Source organism: Haloprofundus salinisoli, assembly GCF_020097815.1.
In the GTDB taxonomy this organism is placed as follows: domain Archaea; phylum Halobacteriota; class Halobacteria; order Halobacteriales; family Haloferacaceae; genus Haloprofundus; species Haloprofundus salinisoli.
Window position 1 is genome coordinate 1,872,959 of record NZ_CP083663.1, and the last position, 18,179, is coordinate 1,891,137.

20 protein-coding genes are annotated in these 18,179 nt (G+C 65.8%); 10 read left to right on the forward strand and 10 right to left on the reverse strand.

From position 1 onward, the window contains the following. Positions 1 to 13 precede the first annotated feature (13 nt). The 6 genes from LAQ73_RS09900 to LAQ73_RS09925 form a co-directional block, all read right to left on the reverse strand. Positions 14 to 925 carry a mechanosensitive ion channel family protein gene (locus LAQ73_RS09900; RefSeq protein ID WP_224268126.1) on the reverse strand — a complete coding sequence of 304 codons (912 nt, stop codon included), beginning with the start codon at positions 923 to 925 and terminating at the stop codon, positions 14 to 16. A gap of 113 nt (positions 926 to 1,038) precedes the next feature. Next, positions 1,039 to 2,181: a 7,8-didemethyl-8-hydroxy-5-deazariboflavin synthase subunit CofG gene (gene cofG / locus LAQ73_RS09905; protein WP_224268127.1), complete on the reverse strand. Its 1,143-nt coding sequence runs from the start codon at positions 2,179 to 2,181 to the stop codon at positions 1,039 to 1,041. Positions 2,182 to 2,408: 227 nt separating this feature from the next. Then, entirely contained in the window at positions 2,409 to 3,029 is a 621-nt protein-coding gene (gene cofC, locus LAQ73_RS09910) for a 2-phospho-L-lactate guanylyltransferase (protein ID WP_224268128.1), read from the reverse strand. A 16-nt stretch (positions 3,030 to 3,045) separates the two neighbouring features. Then, positions 3,046 to 3,852, reverse strand: a complete 807-nt coding sequence (locus LAQ73_RS09915; protein WP_224268129.1) for a hypothetical protein — start codon at positions 3,850 to 3,852, stop codon at positions 3,046 to 3,048. Further along, positions 3,821 to 5,002 (reverse strand): tubulin/FtsZ family protein, encoded by a 1,182-nt coding sequence (locus LAQ73_RS09920; RefSeq protein ID WP_224268130.1) that lies wholly within the window; start codon positions 5,000 to 5,002, stop codon positions 3,821 to 3,823. Before LAQ73_RS09920 ends, LAQ73_RS09915 begins: the two co-directional genes overlap by 32 nt. Positions 5,003 to 5,275: 273 nt before the next feature. Continuing rightward, complete coding sequence (locus LAQ73_RS09925) at positions 5,276 to 6,169, reverse strand: complex I NDUFA9 subunit family protein (protein WP_224268131.1); 894 nt, start codon at positions 6,167 to 6,169, stop codon at positions 5,276 to 5,278. 160 nt (positions 6,170 to 6,329) lie between these two features. Here LAQ73_RS09925 and tmk point away from each other — a divergent pair, with 160 nt between their 5' ends. Both tmk and LAQ73_RS09935 read left to right on the forward strand, forming a co-directional pair. Beyond that, entirely contained in the window at positions 6,330 to 6,926 is a 597-nt protein-coding gene (gene tmk / locus LAQ73_RS09930; protein ID WP_224268132.1) for a dTMP kinase, read from the forward strand. Positions 6,927 to 7,011: 85 nt separating this feature from the next. Continuing rightward, on the forward strand, positions 7,012 to 7,875 hold the full coding sequence (locus tag LAQ73_RS09935; protein ID WP_224268133.1) for a DUF7537 family lipoprotein: 864 nt from the start codon (positions 7,012 to 7,014) through the stop codon (positions 7,873 to 7,875). Positions 7,876 to 7,879: 4 nt separating this feature from the next. Here the strand turns inward: LAQ73_RS09935 and LAQ73_RS09940 are convergent, their stop codons facing one another. Then, positions 7,880 to 8,188 carry a DUF7991 family protein gene (locus LAQ73_RS09940; RefSeq protein WP_224268134.1) on the reverse strand — a complete coding sequence of 103 codons (309 nt, stop codon included), beginning with the start codon at positions 8,186 to 8,188 and terminating at the stop codon, positions 7,880 to 7,882. Positions 8,189 to 8,319: 131 nt separating this feature from the next. On the opposite strand from LAQ73_RS09940, the gene LAQ73_RS09945 reads away from it, so the two are divergent. Continuing rightward, on the forward strand, positions 8,320 to 9,366 hold the full coding sequence (locus LAQ73_RS09945; RefSeq protein ID WP_224268135.1) for a thiamine pyrophosphate-dependent dehydrogenase E1 component subunit alpha: 1,047 nt from the start codon (positions 8,320 to 8,322) through the stop codon (positions 9,364 to 9,366). Between the two features lie 30 nt (positions 9,367 to 9,396). Here LAQ73_RS09945 and LAQ73_RS09950 read toward each other — a convergent pair whose 3' ends face one another. Continuing rightward, positions 9,397 to 10,347, reverse strand: a complete 951-nt coding sequence (locus LAQ73_RS09950; protein WP_224268136.1) for a M48 family metallopeptidase — start codon at positions 10,345 to 10,347, stop codon at positions 9,397 to 9,399. Positions 10,348 to 10,413: 66 nt separating this feature from the next. Next, positions 10,414 to 10,647 carry an Lrp/AsnC ligand binding domain-containing protein gene (locus tag LAQ73_RS09955; protein ID WP_224268137.1) on the reverse strand — a complete coding sequence of 78 codons (234 nt, stop codon included), beginning with the start codon at positions 10,645 to 10,647 and terminating at the stop codon, positions 10,414 to 10,416. Between the two features lie 98 nt (positions 10,648 to 10,745). On the opposite strand from LAQ73_RS09955, the gene LAQ73_RS09960 reads away from it, so the two are divergent. Both LAQ73_RS09960 and LAQ73_RS09965 read left to right on the forward strand, forming a co-directional pair. Further along, complete coding sequence (locus LAQ73_RS09960) at positions 10,746 to 11,432, forward strand: potassium channel family protein (protein ID WP_224268138.1); 687 nt, start codon at positions 10,746 to 10,748, stop codon at positions 11,430 to 11,432. Between the two features lie 2 nt (positions 11,433 to 11,434). Then, entirely contained in the window at positions 11,435 to 11,665 is a 231-nt protein-coding gene (locus LAQ73_RS09965) for an Lrp/AsnC family transcriptional regulator (RefSeq protein WP_224268139.1), read from the forward strand. 54 nt (positions 11,666 to 11,719) lie between these two features. Here the strand turns inward: LAQ73_RS09965 and LAQ73_RS09970 are convergent, their stop codons facing one another. After that, on the reverse strand, positions 11,720 to 12,220 hold the full coding sequence (locus LAQ73_RS09970) for a DUF5813 family protein (protein WP_224268140.1): 501 nt from the start codon (positions 12,218 to 12,220) through the stop codon (positions 11,720 to 11,722). A gap of 150 nt (positions 12,221 to 12,370) precedes the next feature. On the opposite strand from LAQ73_RS09970, the gene LAQ73_RS09975 reads away from it, so the two are divergent. The 5 genes from LAQ73_RS09975 (at position 12,371) to LAQ73_RS09995 (ending at position 17,873) form a co-directional block, all read left to right on the forward strand. Beyond that, the gene (locus tag LAQ73_RS09975; protein WP_224268141.1) at positions 12,371 to 12,754 is read left to right on the forward strand and encodes a hypothetical protein; all 384 of its coding nucleotides are present in this window, start codon (positions 12,371 to 12,373) and stop codon (positions 12,752 to 12,754) included. 83 nt (positions 12,755 to 12,837) lie between these two features. Then, positions 12,838 to 14,085, forward strand: coding sequence for a carboxylate--amine ligase (locus LAQ73_RS09980; RefSeq protein WP_224268142.1), 1,248 nt, complete (start codon positions 12,838 to 12,840; stop codon positions 14,083 to 14,085). Positions 14,086 to 14,217: 132 nt separating this feature from the next. After that, the gene (locus tag LAQ73_RS09985; RefSeq protein ID WP_224268143.1) at positions 14,218 to 14,505 is read left to right on the forward strand and encodes a winged helix-turn-helix transcriptional regulator; all 288 of its coding nucleotides are present in this window, start codon (positions 14,218 to 14,220) and stop codon (positions 14,503 to 14,505) included. 86 nt (positions 14,506 to 14,591) lie between these two features. Continuing rightward, on the forward strand, positions 14,592 to 15,947 hold the full coding sequence (locus LAQ73_RS09990; protein WP_224268144.1) for an LLM class flavin-dependent oxidoreductase: 1,356 nt from the start codon (positions 14,592 to 14,594) through the stop codon (positions 15,945 to 15,947). Positions 15,948 to 16,013: 66 nt separating this feature from the next. Next, positions 16,014 to 17,873, forward strand: coding sequence for an ABC transporter ATP-binding protein (locus LAQ73_RS09995; RefSeq protein WP_224268145.1), 1,860 nt, complete (start codon positions 16,014 to 16,016; stop codon positions 17,871 to 17,873). The last annotated feature ends 306 nt before the right edge of the window (positions 17,874 to 18,179 follow it).

The window sequence follows — 18,179 nt, forward strand, 5'->3', positions numbered from 1 at the left end:
TCCGTTCTGCCGCTCAGTCGTCGGCGGGTGTCTGTGCGTCCTGCGTCGTTACGCTGCCGTCAACGTCGACGCTGCCGGTGAGTTGGCGGTACGGGTACGGCATGTCGATTCCCTCGGCGTCGAGGCGCTCTTTGACGTTCTGGACGACGTCGGACTGGACGCGGACGAAGTCCGAGCGGTTCGGGTTGTCGACCCAAAAGCGCGTGTTGAGTCCGACGTAGGAGTCCGCTAGTTCGTTCACGCGGACGTCGGGTGCGGGGTCGTAGAGCACCTCGGGAACCGCTCCGACCTCGTCGAGAATCGCTTCCTTGGCGTGTTCGATGTCGTCCTCGTAACCGATACCGAAGACGAACTGCTGCCGGAGACGGTCGTAGGCGACCGGGTTCTTCAGCGGGTTGTTGGCGAGTTCGCCGTTCGGTACGGTGATGCGCTCGTTGTCGAACGTCCTGATGCGGGTGACCCTGAGGTCGATATCCTCGACGCGGCCCGTGATGTCGCCCACTTCGATCCAGTCGCCGACCTCGAACGGCTTGTCCTTGAGGATGAAGATTCCGGCGACGAAGTTGCCGAGCAGGTCCTGGGCGGCGAACCCGACGGCGAGTGCGAGCGCCCCGCCGAACACGCCGAGCGCGGCGATGGCGGTGCCGAACCCGGCCAGCATGAGACCGACGGCGAGCGCGAGCACCCAGACGACCGCCGCCATGATGCTGTCGGAGAGGCTGCGAACCGTCTCGTCGTGGCCTTGTTGTCTGAGTACCCGGTCGACGAGCGGAACGAGCACGAGTCGGCCCAGTGCGAGCGTCACGGCTACCCCAACGACGAACAGCACAACTGGGATGAGGTACTGTTGGATGAGTCCACCGAGCGTGAGTCCTTCTATCGATATCGTCTGCAAGGCAACCGAGGCGACAGTCTGAAGCGACATAGTACGTAGATACCTTCGCGGGCTCGCGTCATTACTTCTCAGAGGTGACTCTACCGTCGAGGCTCGTCTTGTCGCATCCTGGACGTCGGTCGTGGCTGACGGTCCGAGCTCCGTTACTGCGAACGGAGCGCTCGGTACCGCCGCCCGGCGTCGTCGTCTGCGCGCATCGCATTCAGGATACGAGGCGAGAGCCACTCGGTTCCCGTCGAGTCAGACTGCTCTGATTCGTCGCCGACGCTTCGCTCGCCGAGCGTCGAGGGGAGGAACCGGTCGTAGACGGGCAGCCGCTCCCGCAGCGGGACGCCGCCGTCGTCGGCGATGTCGCGGAGTTCGCGGAGCGCCGGCCACTCGTAGTCGGGATTGATGTAGTCGTCAGTCACCGGCGATACCCCGCCGAGGTCGTCGACGCCGCAGTCGAGCAGCTCGCGGGCGGGCGAGAGGTTCGGCGGAATCTGCACCGACACCTCTTCGGGGAGTGCCACGCGCGCCATCGAGACGACGCGGCGCATCGTCTCGACGCTCGGCGTCTCGAAGTCGGAGCGCTCGTTCGGGACGACGTTCTGGACGATGACCTCCTGGACGTGGCCGTGACGCTCGTGGAGCTCGCGGATAGCGAGCAGGCTCTCGGCGCGGTCGCGCCACGTCTCGCCGATACCGACGAGCAGTCCGGTGGTGAACGGGACGCCCGCGCGACCGGCGGCGCGAATCGTGTTGAGGCGCTGCCCGGGCGTCTTCCGCCGGCTTCCCGAGTGCGCGGCCACGTCGGCGGTCGTCTCCAGCATCACGCCCATCGAGGCGTTGACCTCGCGCAGTCGTTCGAACTCCGACTCGGTGAGGTCGCCGGGGTTCGAGTGCGGCAGCAAGCCTTCTTCGAGTGCGATTTCGCAGGCGCGGTAGAGGTAGTCGAGAACCGAGTCGTACCCCCACTCGTCGAGCTGGTCGTGAATCGCCTCGTAGCGCGCGTCCGGTTTGTCGCCGAACGTGAACAGCGCCTCCGTACACCCGGCGTCGGCACCCGTCCGGAGCGTCTCCCGGATCTCCTCGGGCGACATGAGCGTCGCCTGCCCCGGGACGTCGTAGTAGGTGCAGTAGGTGCAGGTGTAGCGGCAGGCCGTCGTCAACGGGAGAAAGACGTTCCGCGCGTAGGTGAGCGTCGGGGCGGCCTCGACGTCGTCGGGTGTCACCGACAGCAGGCGCTCTACCTCGGCGTCGTCGACGGCGATAGCCACGTCGTACTCGTCGGCCGCGGGAAACACGTTGGACTGTCGCACGCCGCCGGACAAAAACGTACCACTCCCCGGCAACCCGTGGACGACGCGGGACAGAACCCGCGATGCGGGGCCGACGTCACGGCGCAGAGATGGCGAACAGGCGGCGAGTTCGAGTCGTTGTCGCTCCCGCGGAGGAGTTCGCCGCGCACCCGCCCAGACGCCCCCGCGACCGTTCGTCAGGTCACGCGCGGAGGTGGTCGCGTTCTCGTACTTCAACCCTCGCGCCGAGCGCCGACGCGGCCGTCGCGCGTCTCTACTTCGAACCCCGCGTCGAGGAGCCACTCGCGCGCCCGGCCGTCGGTGTGAAGTAACACTTCGACGAGGTCCTCGGGTTCGTCGATATCGGCCGACAACCGCATCGAGTCGAACTCGCGGACGCTCGCACCGACCTCGCGGGCGATTTCGAGGTGGTCGAGATAGGACGTCCCGTGGTAGTCGACGCGGAACGCGGGGTGGCGGACGACGAGCGCGTTCGTCCCGCCGCCGCGTCCGGGCGCGACGACGACGTCGCCGCTCGCGTCGAGGAATCGCGAGAGCAAACGCGGCGTGACGAGGGCGAGGTCGCTCATGACGACGGCCGTGGGCTCACCAGTTTCGGCGAGGCGGTCGTTGACCGCCTTCGAGAGCGGCCGGTCGTCGACGACGACGGCCGCCTCGGCGTCGAGTTCGACCGGTTCGGTCGCCACGACCGTCGGTTCACCGCCGGCGTGGACGACGGCGTCGACGACGTCCGCGAGCATCGCCCGCGAGAACGACTCTCGCTCGACCGGATCGAGCGCGTCGGCGAGGCGCGTCTTCGGACGCGCTGCTGCGTAGGGAACGAGAACGGTCATAGGAGAAGAGAGGGAGCTATCCCAGTTTATCGTAGGTGGTCTGGTTCGAGCGGTACCAGAAGAAGCCACCCGCGACGACGAGCAGCGCGACGAGGCCACCGACGGCGTACATCGCCATCTGCATCGTCTGACTCGACTGCTGGGCGGAGCCAGCCTGCTCTTCGGCTTCGTTCGCCAGCTCGGTGGCGAGCTCGAAGTCGGGGTTCTCCCCGTCGAACGCGCGAATCGCCTGCGTCAGCGACTGCTCGGCCTGCTTCGTGTCCGCGCCGCCGGCCTGTTCGATAGCCGCCTCGGCGTCCTCGATGGCCGCGCGCGCGTCGGCGCTTTCGGTCGTGTAGTGGTGGGTTTCCCACGTGCCGATACCGTTCCTTGCGCCGCCGTTACGCGACTGCGAGAGGCTCATGAGGAGGAACGTCTGTTCCTCTTCGTAGCTGTACTCGGTCACTTCCGGCACCGTGCCGGTGACCTTCACGTCGACTTCGCTGATCCCGTCGTCCGAGGAGACGGTCGCACCAGAGAAGTTCTGGCCGTCGAACTCGTCGCTGCCGACTTTCGACCCGGTCTGGTCGTAGTAGGTCGCGGTCCACGTCACGTCGGTGAGATCCGTCTCTCCGGCGACCGACCACGTGTTCCACTGCGGGTTCTGGTACAGTTCGTCGAGCGTCACCGTCGCGCTCACCTGCTCGCCGACCTCACCCTCCGCCGGTACGTCCTCTTCGGCGACAGAGACGGCGGCCGCCGGGGCGGCGAACGCCGACAGGAGGAGCGCACAGGCGACGAGCGCGACGAGCTTAGAAGAGCGATTCAAGTTCGTCCTCGTCATCGTTGACCAGGTTCTGGAGGTTGGTGTCGCTCTCGCGGTTTATCTCGTCGATGTTGTCCTGCGCCTCGATGGCGACCTGCTGGAGTTCCTTGATTCGGGGGACGTTCGTCACGCCCGACAGCAGGATGACGCTGGCGACGAAGCCGCTTCCGGTGACGGGATAGTCGCCGCCGCGGACCTCCATGCTACCGGTCTGCTCCTCGAGCCACTTGCGGCCGCGCTCTATTCCTTTCCGGTTGAGGTGCCGCGGTGGACCGGCCATCACGAGGAGTGCACGTTCGGTTCCCTCGATCTCACAGGGGAGCGTCAGTCGTCCGAGCGCCGCCTTGCGAACGAGGCTCGTGATACGGTTCGTCGTATGCGCGGTGTCGAGCGTGTCGTCACCGCCGCCGTTACCGGTCAGCCGTGAGAGGAGTCCGCCGGACTGCTCTTCCTCGACGGATTCGGAGGCGTAGCCGACCGTGGAGACCCCACCGCCCGAGAGCGTGTTGATGATCTCGGAGGAGTCGACGACGCTCTCTGCGACTTCCTGACCCGCCTGAACCTCGCCCGCGCCGAAGAGGATGCCGAAGCGGCGGACGATCTCGTCGTTGATCTCGTCGTAGCCGCCCTGTACGGACTCACCGGTTTTCCGCCAGGCGTCGTTGTCGAAGACGAGCAGGTTGTCGACTTCGCGAACGAACGTCTGGAACGAGCGGGCGGCGTTGAGCGTGTAGATACCACCCTCGTCGCTGCCCGGGAGGATGCCGAGACCGTAGACGGGTTCGGTGTAGATGCGCTTGAGATGCTTCGCGAGCACCGGCGCGCCACCGCTGCCGGTACCGCCGCCGAGACCCGAGACGACGAGGAACGCGTCCACCTCGTGGACCGGAATCCCGTCGATAGCGCCCTGTACCTCGTCGATGTCCTCCTCGGCGACTTCCGCGCCGAGTTCGTTGTCCGCGCCGACGCCGTGACCCTTGACGCGCGACTGTCCGATGAGCACGCGCTGTTCCTGCGGGATGTTCGTCAGACCCATCAGGTCCGCCTTCGCGGAGTTGACCGCGACCGCTGCCCGGACGATGTTGCTGCCGTGTCGCTCGTCGTACTCGACGAACTTGTCGACGATTTTCCCACCGGCTTGCCCGAAGCCGATCATTGCCAATTTCATGCTTTCGCTCCCCTCGTCATTGTGTAAAAGCCAATACGAATGTCGATATAAGCCTTATGATGGTAGAAAGTCAGCTAGCTGTGATGTTCAGGGGTGTCAATCTGTCTCAACGGCTCAGTGGTAATGGGTTCTTACATCGGATGAAATGCCCGAAATCGGCGGTGTGAGTGGATTAAATGGATGAGTTAGTGACGAGTGTCGCTCAACGCATACTCGTCTTCTCGCCGACCCAGAACGCGTAAGATATCGAAAGTAAGCCGCCGTTACCGGCGTTTACCGCGACGAATCGCGGAGATAGGCGCCGAGCGTTTTCAGATTTCTGTCACGTGTGCCGAACGCACCGACGTCGTTGTCGCTCGTCGAGAGGTCGACCTGCAGCCCCCGGTATTGGTCTGCGCCCATCGGAAAACCCGGTATCTTGCCGCCGACGGTCAGCCCGATGCCAGCGAATGCCATGGGGATGGGGACGACGTTCACCGACCGCCCGGAGGCTCCGTGGACTTGCTTCGCTATCTCCGCGAGCGTCAGGGTCTCCGGACCGCCGATCTGGTAGGTGTGGCCGACGTGTTCGTCGTTCTCGACGGCGTCGGCGAGCACGGAAGCCATGTCGCCGATCCAGATCGGCTGGAACTGGGTCTCCCCGCCGCCCGGAAGCGGCGTCACGTACGGAAGCGCGACGGTCTTGGTGAACGGGATGAACTCGCCACCGTCACCGAAAACCACCGTCGGACGGAGCATCACCCAGTCGAGACCCGAATCCCTGACCACCTGTTCGGCCTCTCCCTTCGCTCGGAGGTACGCCGTCGGTCCGTTCGGGTCCGCGTGTATCGCGCTCATCTGGACGAGTTTCGGAACGCCGTGCGCCTCGGCGGCTTTCACGACGTTCTCGGTACCGCCGAGGTGGACCTCGAAGTGTTTCTCGTTGCCACCGCTGGGTTTGAAAAGCGGCGACAGCGCGACGAGGTTGATGACGACATCTTTCCCCTCGAATGCTCCCTGCAGGGAGTCGTAGGCGGTCACGTCGCCGCGGGCGGTTTCGACCCCCGGCGGCAGGTCCTCGTCTTCGGGACTCCTCGACAGCACCGTCACCTCGTGGCCGCGGTCGAGCAGTTCCGCCGCGAGGTGCGTTCCGACGAATCCAGTTCCGCCGACGACGAGCACGTTCATACGAATACTGTCGGACGGACTGAACGTAAAGCTACCGCGCTATTCTGCCGCAGTTGCCCGTTTTCCCGGTCGAGGCGGCCGTTTTTCGCCTCAGTCATCCCACTACCGCCGGCGCGGAGAGCTATCAATACTTAAGCGCGGCCACCGACTCCACCCGGACATGCTCATCACGCTGGAGGGGCTCGACGGCAGCGGGAAGACGACGGTGTGGGAGGCGTTACACGACTCCCACCCCGACGCCGTCTTCACCCGCGAACCGACGAACTCGTGGTACGGCGACGCGGTCAACCGCGCCATCCGCGACGACGACGCCGACCCGCTGGCCTCGCTGTTTCTCTTTACGGCGGACCACGCCGACCACCTCTCGCGGGTGATTCGACCCGCGCTGGCCGACGGCGAACTCGTCGTCTCCGACCGCTACTCGGACTCCCGCTACGCCTATCAGGCGGTCGAACTCCAGCAGTCCGAGATAAACCGCCCGCTGGAGTATATTCGCGGCATCCACGCCGCCTTCACCCGCCCACCGGACGCGACCATCTACTTCGACGTCGACCCGGAGACGGCGGCGGCGCGAAGCGGCGCGACCAACAAGTTCGAACAAGTCGAATATCTCGCCTCGGTCCGCGCGAACTACGAGCGACTCCTCGACGCCGAACGGCACCGATTCGTCCGCGTCGACGCGACGAAATCGCCCGAGGAAGTCATCGACCGGGTCGAAGACGCCGTCGACAGACTCGTCGCCGCCCACGACGACTGAGCGAACCGCCGCGTCGGGCAAGGAGGTGCCGTCCGACGCGAATGTGGCGACGCGTTGATATACCGCGCATCGGATGTTCACCACGATGCCCTCCAAACTCGCTCCGCTCGCGGTCGTCGCGCTCCTCCTGCTGTCGGGTTGCGGCGGTTTCCTCGGTGAGTCGACGCCGACCCCGTCGAGCGGGAAGCAGACAGAAGAGCCTGCAAAGTGGCTCGCGCCCGGACTGACGAGCGACGGCGTCACCGACGCGGAGGCGCTCGCGTCGACGCACCGTCGGTCAGTGGAGTCGCAGTCGCGGACAGCGATTCGGACCCAGACGTTCAGCGCAGAGAACGAAACCGTCGTCGCCAATACGACCACTGTCATACGCATGAATGGGGGGCGTGGTCCACAATTCGTCGAAACACGGTCGCACGGCCCGACAAACGTGACGCACGCTCCGAAACGGAGCATGGTCTGGTACAATCCGAAGACCTCCGAATTCGCCGGGTCCAGCGAATCGAAAGATAGGGCCGTTCACTATACCTATCATCCGGAACGTGACATAGTACTCGTGGTCAACGGCACGTATTCGGACCGACTCTACAGCCTGTTCACACTCATAAATACCAGTGTCGACCCTGAGACAGTCAGCAATTCGGTTCACCGTCTCGAAGGTTCGAAACGGCAACTGCGGTTCGAGAGCGAACAGCTCCGAAACGTCACGTTCACGGCCCGAGTCGACTACACAGGAGTCGTCCGTTCCTACGAACTACGGTACGAGACGGAGCGAGACGGGATGCCAGTGCAAGTAACCGAACGGGTGCGTATCACGAACCTCGGGACGACCGAAGTCGAACGCCCTGAGTGGGTCGAGACGGCGAAGAACCAAGAAGGGCAATCGACCAGCGCCGACGAGTTACCGGCCGACCCCAAGAACAGGTCGGCGGCGAACTCCACCACTTCGTAACTCCTCAGCGGGTGTCGGGAACACTGTACTCGTCGGGCGACGGCATGTAGAGCACGTCGATGGTGAAACCGAGCGCCAGCGGCATGCCGACCAGCAGTCCGAGCGTCCCCATCTGGCCGAGCTCGAGCGGGACGAGCTGTCCGGTGACGAGCGTCAGCGCCAACAGCGCGAGCGGGATGAGGACGACGGCGTACAGCACCGTCCCCCACTGGGTGTTCAGACGCAGCCGAAGAAAGCGCGTCATCACCGCGGCGACGAACGTGTGGGCGACGAACGCAAGCCCGAGTACGACCACTCCGAGGACCGAGACCATGACCGACCTACGGACCGCGCGCTCTTTGGACTGTCGGAACCGCGACGAACGTCGGAACGACCACCGTCGCGTCGACCGTCGCCGCGTTGGACCGACCCACTTTATCACGAATCCTCACCGACACGTGTGTCATGCACCGACTCATCGACGACCGGTCGCTCTCGGAGTCGTCGCTTTCGGCCGACGACGCCCGAGCGGCGTACGTCGACATGGTTCGAACGCGGCGGTTCGACGAGCGCGCGCTGGCGCTCCAGCGGCGCGGGTGGATGAGCGGGTATCCCCCGTTTCTCGGCCAGGAGGCGTCGCAGGTCGGCGCGGCGCACGCGATGGCCGACGACGACTGGCTCTTTCCGACCTACCGCTCCAACGCCCTCCAGATCGCCCGCGGCGTCCCGATGAGCGACATCCTCCGCTTCCGCCGCGGCTACCCCGAGTACCACTCCGACCACGACGTGCCGGTGTTCCCGCAGGCGGTTCCCATCGCCAGCCAGATACCGCACGCTGCCGGCGCGGGGATGGCGCGGAACTATCGGGAAAACGACGAAGCGATGCTCGCCTGCTTCGGCGACGGCGCGACGAGCGAGGGCGACTTCCACGAAGGGCTGAACTTCGCGGGCGTCTTCGACGCGCCGGTCGTCTTCTTCTGCGAGAACAACGAGTGGGCCATCTCGCTGCCGCGGGACCGACAGACCGCCAGCGAGTCCATCGCCGTGAAGGCCGAGGCGTACGGTATCGAGGGCGTCCGGGTCGACGGCAACGACCCGCTCGCGGTCCGCGAGACGGTCGCCGAGGCGCTCGAATCGGCCCGGAGCGGTTCACCCGTGCTGGTCGAGAGCCTCACGTACCGCCGCGGCGCACACACGACCGCCGACGACCCCTCCGTCTACCGCGACGACGACCCCGACCTCCCCGAGTGGCGCACCCGCGACCCGCTCGAACGGTTCGAGGAGTTCCTGCGCGCCGAAGGTGTCGTCGACGACGAGTTCGTCGAGGGCGTGTACGAGGACGCCAACGAGGAGCTGTCCGAGGCCGTCGAAGTCGCCGAATCCGGCCCCCGAGCGGACCCCGACGAGCTGTTCGACTTCGTCTACGAGTCGCTGCCGCCGGAGCTCGAAGTCCAGCGCGAGCGGATGTACCGTTCGATAGCGAACCACGACCCGCAGGAACTGGACCGATAGCGCTCGCGCCGACGGCCAGCGGCCACCGACTCACCGAATCGGGATCGACCGCGTCGACGCGTCCCGCTCTTCGGCTCTCTCGACCAACCGTTCGATACGCGCCTCCAGCGGCGGGTGCGTCGACAGCAGGCGCCCCAGTCGCGTCTCGTCCTCGGGCCTCGATGTCGGCGTCGGGAGGCCGAAGAAGAGATTCAGCGGCGACTCCGTCGCCTGCTGGAGCTGCTTGAGCGCGCGAGCGAGCGAGAGCGGTCGCCCCGTCACTTCGACGGCTCTGTCGTCGGCGGCGAACTCCCGACGACGCGAGTACGCGCGGACGAACAGCGTCAGCCCGACCGCGACGAGCGTGACGAGGCCGCCGACGCCGTACTCGCCGTTCGACAGCGGAGTCGCCGTCGGCGCACCGCGGAGCCACGCAGTCGCCCGGGCGACGCCCTCGAAGAACAGCGCGACGGGTAACAACGCGACCGCGAGTACGCTGACCACAGTCCGAAGCGCGCTGACGGCGAACGTCTGCACCAGTCCGTCGTACCCCTCCAGATGCGCGAGTTCGTGCACCAACAGTGCCTCGAACTCGTCGCCCGAGAGCATCCGAAACAGCGAGCGGTCGACGACGACGATGCCGTCTCTCGGGCCGCCGAGGGCGAACGCGTTCGGCGCGACGAGACGCGCGACGTACACCGTCGGCGTCGCAATCTCCATGCACTCACACAGCACGTCGAGTCGGCGATAGAGTCCCGGCGCGCGCTCGGGGACGAGGCGAGTCGCTTCGACGCTCGCCAACAGTCTCGGGGTCCCGAAGCGGTAGTTGACCCACGCCGTCAGGAAGACGACGCCCGCGACGAGAGTGACGCTCACCGCCGGTTCGGGGCGGACCGACCAGAGGAGGACGAGAAACCGGTACGTCAGGAGGGCTAAGACGGCGTAGAGCACGAGAAGCGACAGCCCCACCCCGGCCGCGAACGCGCGGAAGAGAAGTCGCATAGACGAGGTACGTCGGGTTGGTTCAAACAGTTGTTGTCGGTGGGTCTCGCTCTCTCCCGCCGTCGCTCAGTCCTCGAGCGAGATGTAGGTTTTCGTGTCGGTGACGCCCTGCAGCCCCTGAATCCCCGACGAGGCGGTCTTGAGCACGTCGTACACCTCCTCGGCGTCCACCTCCACGATAACGTCGTGCGCGCCCGCGACGATGTGCGCCTCCGTCACTCGTTCGAGCTCGCGGATGGGCGCAACCAACTGCTCTGACTCACCGGCCCCCGTCTTCACCATGATGAACGCGTGAACCATCGTGGTGTGTTACTCGGTAACGTGGCAAAAAGGTTCCCCCGGAGCGGAATCGACGAACGGGGGTAAGGTTATTCCCCCCCGACGACGTACGCTGTTCTATGCGGTTCGTTATCATTGGTGCCGGCCGTGTCGGGCTCCGGACGGCGCGCGTCCTCCGCGAGGAAGGCCACGACGTGACGCTCATCGAACGGGACGGCGACCACGCCGAACGCGCCCGCGCCAGCGGGTTCGAGGTCGTCGAGGGAGACGGCTCCCGCGAGCCGATACTGGAGTCGGCGGGCGTCGACGAAGCCGACGCGCTCGGCGCGCTCACGAGCGACCTGAACGTCAACTTCGCGGCCTGCATGATCGGCAAGCATCACGGTTGCCGGACGGTGATGCGCATCGACGAGGACTACCGCGAGGAGATCTACAAGAAGTACGCCGAGGAGGTCGACGAGATCGTCTACCCCGAGCGACTCGGCGCTATCGGCGCGAAGAACGCCTTGCTCGGCGGTTCGATTCGCGCCATCGCCGACATCGCCCAGAGCCTCCAGGTGCTTCTCATCACGATCACCGACGAGTCGCCGATGAACGGCTACACGATAAGCGAAGTCGCGCTCCCGTCGGAGTCGCGCATCCTCGCGTTCGGCAAGGACGGCGACGCGATGGGGATTCCGCTCCCCGACGACTCGCTGGAGACGGGCGACCGGGTGGCCGTGCTCGCGGACTTCTCGGTGCTCGACGAGGTGCGACAGCTACTCGTCGGCGACAGTTCGATGGCCGCCGCCGTGGGGGGTGACTGAGAATGGTCACCGCCTACGTGATGGTGAAAGCCAACACCGGCGAAGCCGAACGACTCCGCGAGGAGATCTCGTCGCTCGACGGCGTCGTCGACGCGCACATCGTCGCCGGCGACGTCGACATCATCGCCAAAGTGACCGTCGACACGCCCGCGGAGGTCAAGAACATCTCCGCGACGCAGATTCAGGGCATCGACGGCGTCGAAGATACGCAGACGTACATCTCGATGGACTGAGCGCGAGCGACTCGCCTCGACAGCCAACTTCGCCCGGCCCGGTTTTTTCCGCTTTTACTCCGCGGGGTCACTGCCGCCGGCCTGGTACGCCTGCGAGAGCATCGACGACACTGGTTCGGCGTACTCGTAGCCGGGGATGATGCCCTGAGCGTACGTCCCCTCGACGAAGTCGACGAGCGCACCCGCGTCGTCGACGCCGCGCCGCTCGTTGATGTCCTCGAACGACAGCTCGACGGTCGCGTGCCGGCCCGTCTCCGATACCGTGGGTTCGAGATCGCGTTCGACGGCGGTGACGCCGCCGACGTCGACGACGCGCAGTTCGAAGGTCTCGTACCACCCCTCTTCGACGACGTCGGCCACTTCGTCGTCGGTCACCTCGTCGAGCATCGGGACGCGGACGGTCACGTCGTAGGCGATTTTGCCACCTTCTCCGGGCGACACCTCGACGATACCCTCGAAGGGGCTCTTTACGGATTCGTAGGTCGTCTCGTCCACTCTCTCGAACGACGCGTGGTCGCGGAAGGCGCGGTGCACGCGGTCGGGAACGTCTGTCATCGGTGGAGGAAGGCGCTCGCGGGAGAAAAACGACTCGCGTTTGGCGGCGCGTCGTTTCGGTCCTCGGATCCCGAAGTGGGGTTTCCCCGCCACACCCACCGCGATGACGACAAGATATTTACAGATACTCCGAAACTCTGCGCCTGACAGATGTTCGAGTGGCTCTTCCCGGAGTGGTCAAACCCCCTCGGTCTGACGGCGTTCGTCGGCCTGCGAATCCTCTTCAACGTCGCGCTGACCGCCCTCGCGGCGAGCGCCGTCGGCCGGAGAGCCCCGCTCACCGCGGCGATGGCGGCCGGGACTTTGCTCTCCGCGACGATGGTGATTCTCCTGCTTCGACGGGGTACGCTCGGGTACACTGCGTCGTTCGTCGAATTCGGGATCCAACTCGCGATAGTCGTCCTCGCGGCGTACGTCGCCTACGGCGACCACTCGATGAAGCGGCGAGTGGCCACCGCGACCACTCTCGTCGGCGCGCTCACGCTCCTGCTGTTCACCGTCCCCATCTACGGCGAGGCGTTCGTCGCGCCGTGAGACGACCAGCCACATGAGCCCAGATATCGGCCCCGCTGTCCGCTATTGACGGGCTTTTATCGCTCGCACCGAAACGACCGCCCATGGCAGACCGGTTTCTCGAAACGGACGACTTGCTGGAGGCCGTCGCCGAGGCGGAGTTCGACCGCCCCCCGGCCGTCGTCGCCAACGCGCACATCACGGGGCTGAGCGTCGCGCGGGCGCTCGACGCCCACGGTGTTCCAGTCATCGCACTCGACCGCTCCGGCGACGGCGTCGCGCCGCCCTCCGACGCCGTCGACTTCGCCGGGCGCGTCACCTACCCGCTGGACGACAGAGAGGGGTTCAAGAGAGACGTCGAAGCGCTCGCCGACGCCGCCGGCACCGACCTCGTCGCGTTCGGGTGCATGGACGAGTGGGTCCACGCGTTCGCCCGGACCGAGCCCGAAGGCGTCCGACGCCCCTTCTCGGATAAGAAGGGAATCGACGCCGTGTTGAACAAGTCGTCGCTCTACCGCCTCGCCGAGGAGCTAGCGGTCCCGTACCCCGAGACGTATCGGCTCTCCGAGGACGACCCCGACGCCGCCGCGGAGGCGCTCGGCTTCCCGTTCGTGCTCAAACCCACGCTGAAGCGCGAGGGCGAGGAGGCGCTGGGGACCAACGTTTTGGAAGTCGGCGACCGCGAGGAGCTGTACGAGACGCTCGAAGCCGCCGACGCGGCCGACGTCGAACTCCTGGCGCAGGAGAAGGTGAACATCGCGCAGGGCCACGACACGTCGCTCGCGTCGTACATCTCGCCCGACGGCGAGACGCTGTCAGTCGTCGGCAACGCTCGCGTTCGCTACCCGCTGGCGTTCGGGACGTCCTGCGTAGTCGAAACGACCGACCGGCCAGAAATCCGCGACCGCGCGCTGTCCGTGCTGGAGCGAACCGGCTACTACGGCATCAGCGAGTCCGAGTTCGTCTACGACATCGACCGAGAGGAGTACGTTCTCCTCGACATCAACACGCGCCCGTGGAAGTGGATCTCCATGCCCGTCGCCGCCGGGGCGAACCTCCCCTTGGCCGCGTACTCGTCCGTCGTCGACGGCGTGCAGTACGACGTCGCGGACGCCGCCCAGTCGGTCGACGACGCGCGCTGGGTTTACCTCCGCGATTACCTGACCCTGCTCTCGACGGACGACTCCTTCCGCGACGTGCTGTCGAGCGACGACTGGACGGCGCTCGCCTCGGGGTCGTTCGAGTCGTCCGGGTCGCTGACGACGGGCGTCTACCGGCCGTCGGACCCGAACCCGACAGCCAAACTCCTCGAAACCGAGTTCAGCCGCCGCGGCTACTACTGCTCCTGCTGAGACGCGACCCGGTCTTCACGCGCCGCAGGCGCGCGGCGAGGAAGTGATAGAACTGTCACGTGCGCGCGTTCGCGCGATTTTTCGGCGGCAACACGCAAGCCATTTCAACTCAGTATGCTGTTTGTTCGATGTATGGCCGAGACTGAGGCTCGAAACAGCGTCGACCAGCTCGTCGAACTGCTCAACGACCGCCTGAAGCAATCCGAGTGGGAAATTCTCGTCGCGCTCGCCGAGGCGGACGGCCCGCTCACCGAAGACGAACTCGCCGAAGCGACCGGCTACACCGAACGCACCGTCTCCAAACGCGCCGACACGCTCGAAGAGCATGTCCACGGCGGCACGCTCGTCCAGCGCGACGACGACGGCAACCCGTACCTCCACCCGCAGTTCGCGGCCGCGGTTCGGCAGTACGAGTCGTAGTCGGTTTTCGCCCTTCGTCGCCGCTACCCCACGTGAGCCGCCGGTATCGCCCACCTATTACTACCTCCCTCCCTTGCTCTCCGCCAATGACCGAGCGGATGCATCTCAACCTCTTTACGATGAACTCGGTGGAGCACGTCTCCCCCGGTCGGTGGACCTACCCGGGTGACCAGTCGCACCGCTACACCGACCGCGACTACTGGACCGAGGTCGCCCGAACCGCCGAACGCGGCGGCTTCGACGCCGTCTTCTTCGCCGACGTACGCGGCATCTACGACGTCTACGGCGGCGACCGGGATTCCGCGATTCGAAACGCCATTCAGACGCCGGCGAACGACCCGCAGGCGCTCGTCCCCGCGATGGCCGAAGTCACCGACCATCTCGGGTTCGCCGTCACCCGGTCGACGACGTACACGCATCCGTACCAACTCGCCCGGGAACTGTCGACGCTCGACCACCTCACCGACGGCCGCATCGCGTTCAACATCGTCACCTCCTACCTCGAAAGCGCCGCCGAGAACCTCGGCCTCGACGAGCGGATGGACCGCCAGACGCGCTACGACCGCGCCGACGAGTTCATGCGGGTGTGCTACGCGCTCTGGGAGGAGAGTTGGGACGACGACGCCGTGATACAGGACCGCGAGCGCGGCATGTACGCCGACCCCGAGAAGGTCCACGCCATCGACTTCGAGGGCGACTTTTTCTCGGTGCCCGGCCCGCACAGCTGCGAACCGTCGCCGCAGCGGACGCCCGTGCTGTACCAGGCCGGCTCGTCGGACCGCGGCCGCGACTTCGCCGCCGACAACGCCGAGGCGGTGTTCGTCAGCCAACCCACCGAGGCCGGCACCCGGAGCTACATCGAGGACATGCGCGGACGCGCCGCCGACCGCGGCCGCGACCCCGATTCGCTGCGCTTCTTCCCCGGCATCGTCCCCATCGTCGGCGAGACCGAGAGTTTGGCCCGCGAGAAACACGAGAGCTTCCGCGAGCACGTCAGCACCGAGGGGACGCTGACGATGCTCTCGGGCTTTTTGGACATGGACCTCTCGCAACTCGACCCCGACCAGAAGGTCGAACACATCGAGACGGACGCTATTCAGGGCGCGATGAACGCGTTCACGAAGAACGACCCCGACCGCGAGTGGACCGTCCGCGAGGTCGCGGAGTTCTCCGGACTCGGTTCGACGTCGCCGGTCGTCGTCGGCACGCCCGAACGGGTCGCCGACGAACTGCAGTACTGGTTCGAAGAGGTCGGCGTTCACGGCTTCAATATCAAGGAGATTTCGCGCCCCGGCACGCTGAACGACTTCGTGGACCTCGTCGTGCCCGTCCTCCGCGAACGCGGCCTGCTCCGCGAGGCGTACGAGGGTGAGACGCTCCGCGAGAACGTGCTGGGTGCGGGGCAAAGTCGGCTTCGAGACGACCACCCGGCGAACCGGTAGCAGGAAACCCAACCTCCCGCGCCGGTTGCGATGGGATTTTGTCGTCTGCGTGACCCGTAGCGAGTAGTGACCGACGCAAACACGTCATTTCAGGCTCTCGCTGACCAGGTCAAACGCCCGATACAGCGGGTGTTCGACGAGTACGGCAGACCGGAGTTGCGGTGGCTGACCCTCGGCGTCCTGACGAGTTTCCTCTCCCGCGCGGCGAACCTCGTCCCGCCCCTCCTCCTCGGCGTCACGCTGAACGCCGTCGAGAGCGGTCCCGGCGCGTACAGTCTCCCGCTCGTCCCCGACGCGTGGCTTCCCTCGACCGTACCTGAGCAACTGACGCTCTCGATAACGCTCATCGCCGCTTCGTTCGTCGTCGCCGCGGTGGCCTCGTGGGGGCGGACGGTGACGCTGAACCTGTTCGCGCACCGCATCGAACATTTCCTCCGTATCGACACCTACGAGCGGATGCAATCGCTCGACATGGCTTTCTTCGACGACAAACAGACCGGCGAGATAATGTCGGTGCTGAACAACGACGTGAACAACCTGGAGGTGTTCTTCGACAACGCGCTGGAGAGCACTATCCGCCTCGTCGTGATGGTCGTCGGAATCGCGGCCGTGCTGTTCTACCTCAACTGGCAACTCGCCGTCGTCACGCTCGTGTTCGTCCCGCTGCTCGCGGGCTTCACCTACTGGTTCATGACTCGCGTCGAACCCGTCTACGCCGCCGTCCGGTCGAGCATCGGCGGCCTCAACACGCGGTTGGAGAACAACCTCTCGGGCATCGACCTCATCAAGACGACGGCGACCGAGCGCTACGAGGCCGAACGCGTCCGCGGCGCCTCTCAGGAGTACTTCGACCAGATCATGACGGTCATCAAACTCTCGGGCATCTACCAGCCGGGGATGCAGTTCATCGGCGGGATGACGTTTCTGACGACGTTCGCCGTCGGCGGCTACTGGCTAATCGTCGGCACGCCGCCGCTTTTGACCGGTGCGCTGCAGGTCGGGACGTTCGTCACGTTCGTCACGCTCGCTCGGGAGTTGGTCGCCCCCGTCAGCGAATCGGGCCGCATCGTCGAGTGGTACGAGAACGCGCTCGCGTCGACGCGGCGGATCTACGCGCTCCGCGACATGCCCGCGAGCATCGACGACCCGGACGACCCCGTTTCGCTCGACGACGTCTCGGGCCGCGTCGAGTACGACTCGGTCTCGTTTTCGTACAGCGACGACGAACAGGTGCTCTCGGACGTGAGCTTCGCCGTCGAACCGGGTGAGACGCTGGCGCTCGTGGGGCCGACGGGGGCCGGGAAATCGACGATTCTGAAACTGCTTCCCCGGCTGTACGATGTCGACGACGGCTCCGTTCGCGTCGACGGCGTCGACGTGCGCGACGCCTCGCTCTCGGAGTTGCGCGGCGCGGTCGGCTACGTCGGCCAGGAGACGTTCCTCTTCGACGGCACCGTCGCCGAGAACCTCCGGTACGGGGCGTTCGACGCGACAGAGGAGGAGATGGTCGAGGCCGCGAAAATTGCGGAGGCTCACGAGTTCATCGAGGAGCTTCCGGAGGGGTACGACACGCGAATCGGCGAACGGGGCGTGAAACTCTCCGGCGGTCAACGTCAACGGCTCTCCATCGCGCGGACGGCCTTGGCGGACGCGCCGATTCTCATCCTCGACGAAGCGACGTCGGCGGTCGACACCGAGACCGAACGCCGCATCCAGCGCGGGCTGGAGCGACTCACCGAGGACCGGACGACGCTCGTCATCGCCCACCGCCTCTCGACGGTGACGAACGCCGACGAGATTCTCGTGCTCGACGACGGCCGGATCGAAGAGCGCGGGTCTCACAGTGAACTCTACGCCACCGACGGCGAGTACGCCTCGCTGTGGGCCGCACAGGCGGCGGTCTCGATGGGGTCACGAGACGACTAAACCCTACGGCCTCAGCGCAAACGACACCGCGTACACGGCCGCGCCTCGACGACTCTCTAACTGACCAACCAGTAATGCCCCCCGCCGTCTGCCGTCTGCGCCACGCTTAAGTAGACGGGGAGTCTGTGTTCAGGTGACGCTTCGCTTTGGAGGGCCGAAGCGTCAGCGGGGACCAATTCAGGGCGGCAAACGCTGTACCCTTGCTTTTCTCACGGGTGCGGCGTTTACCCCTTTCGCTGAAACAACGACCGACGAGCGATAGCCGGCGCTCGAGACGTACACGCGCTCGGACAATCAGTACTTCAC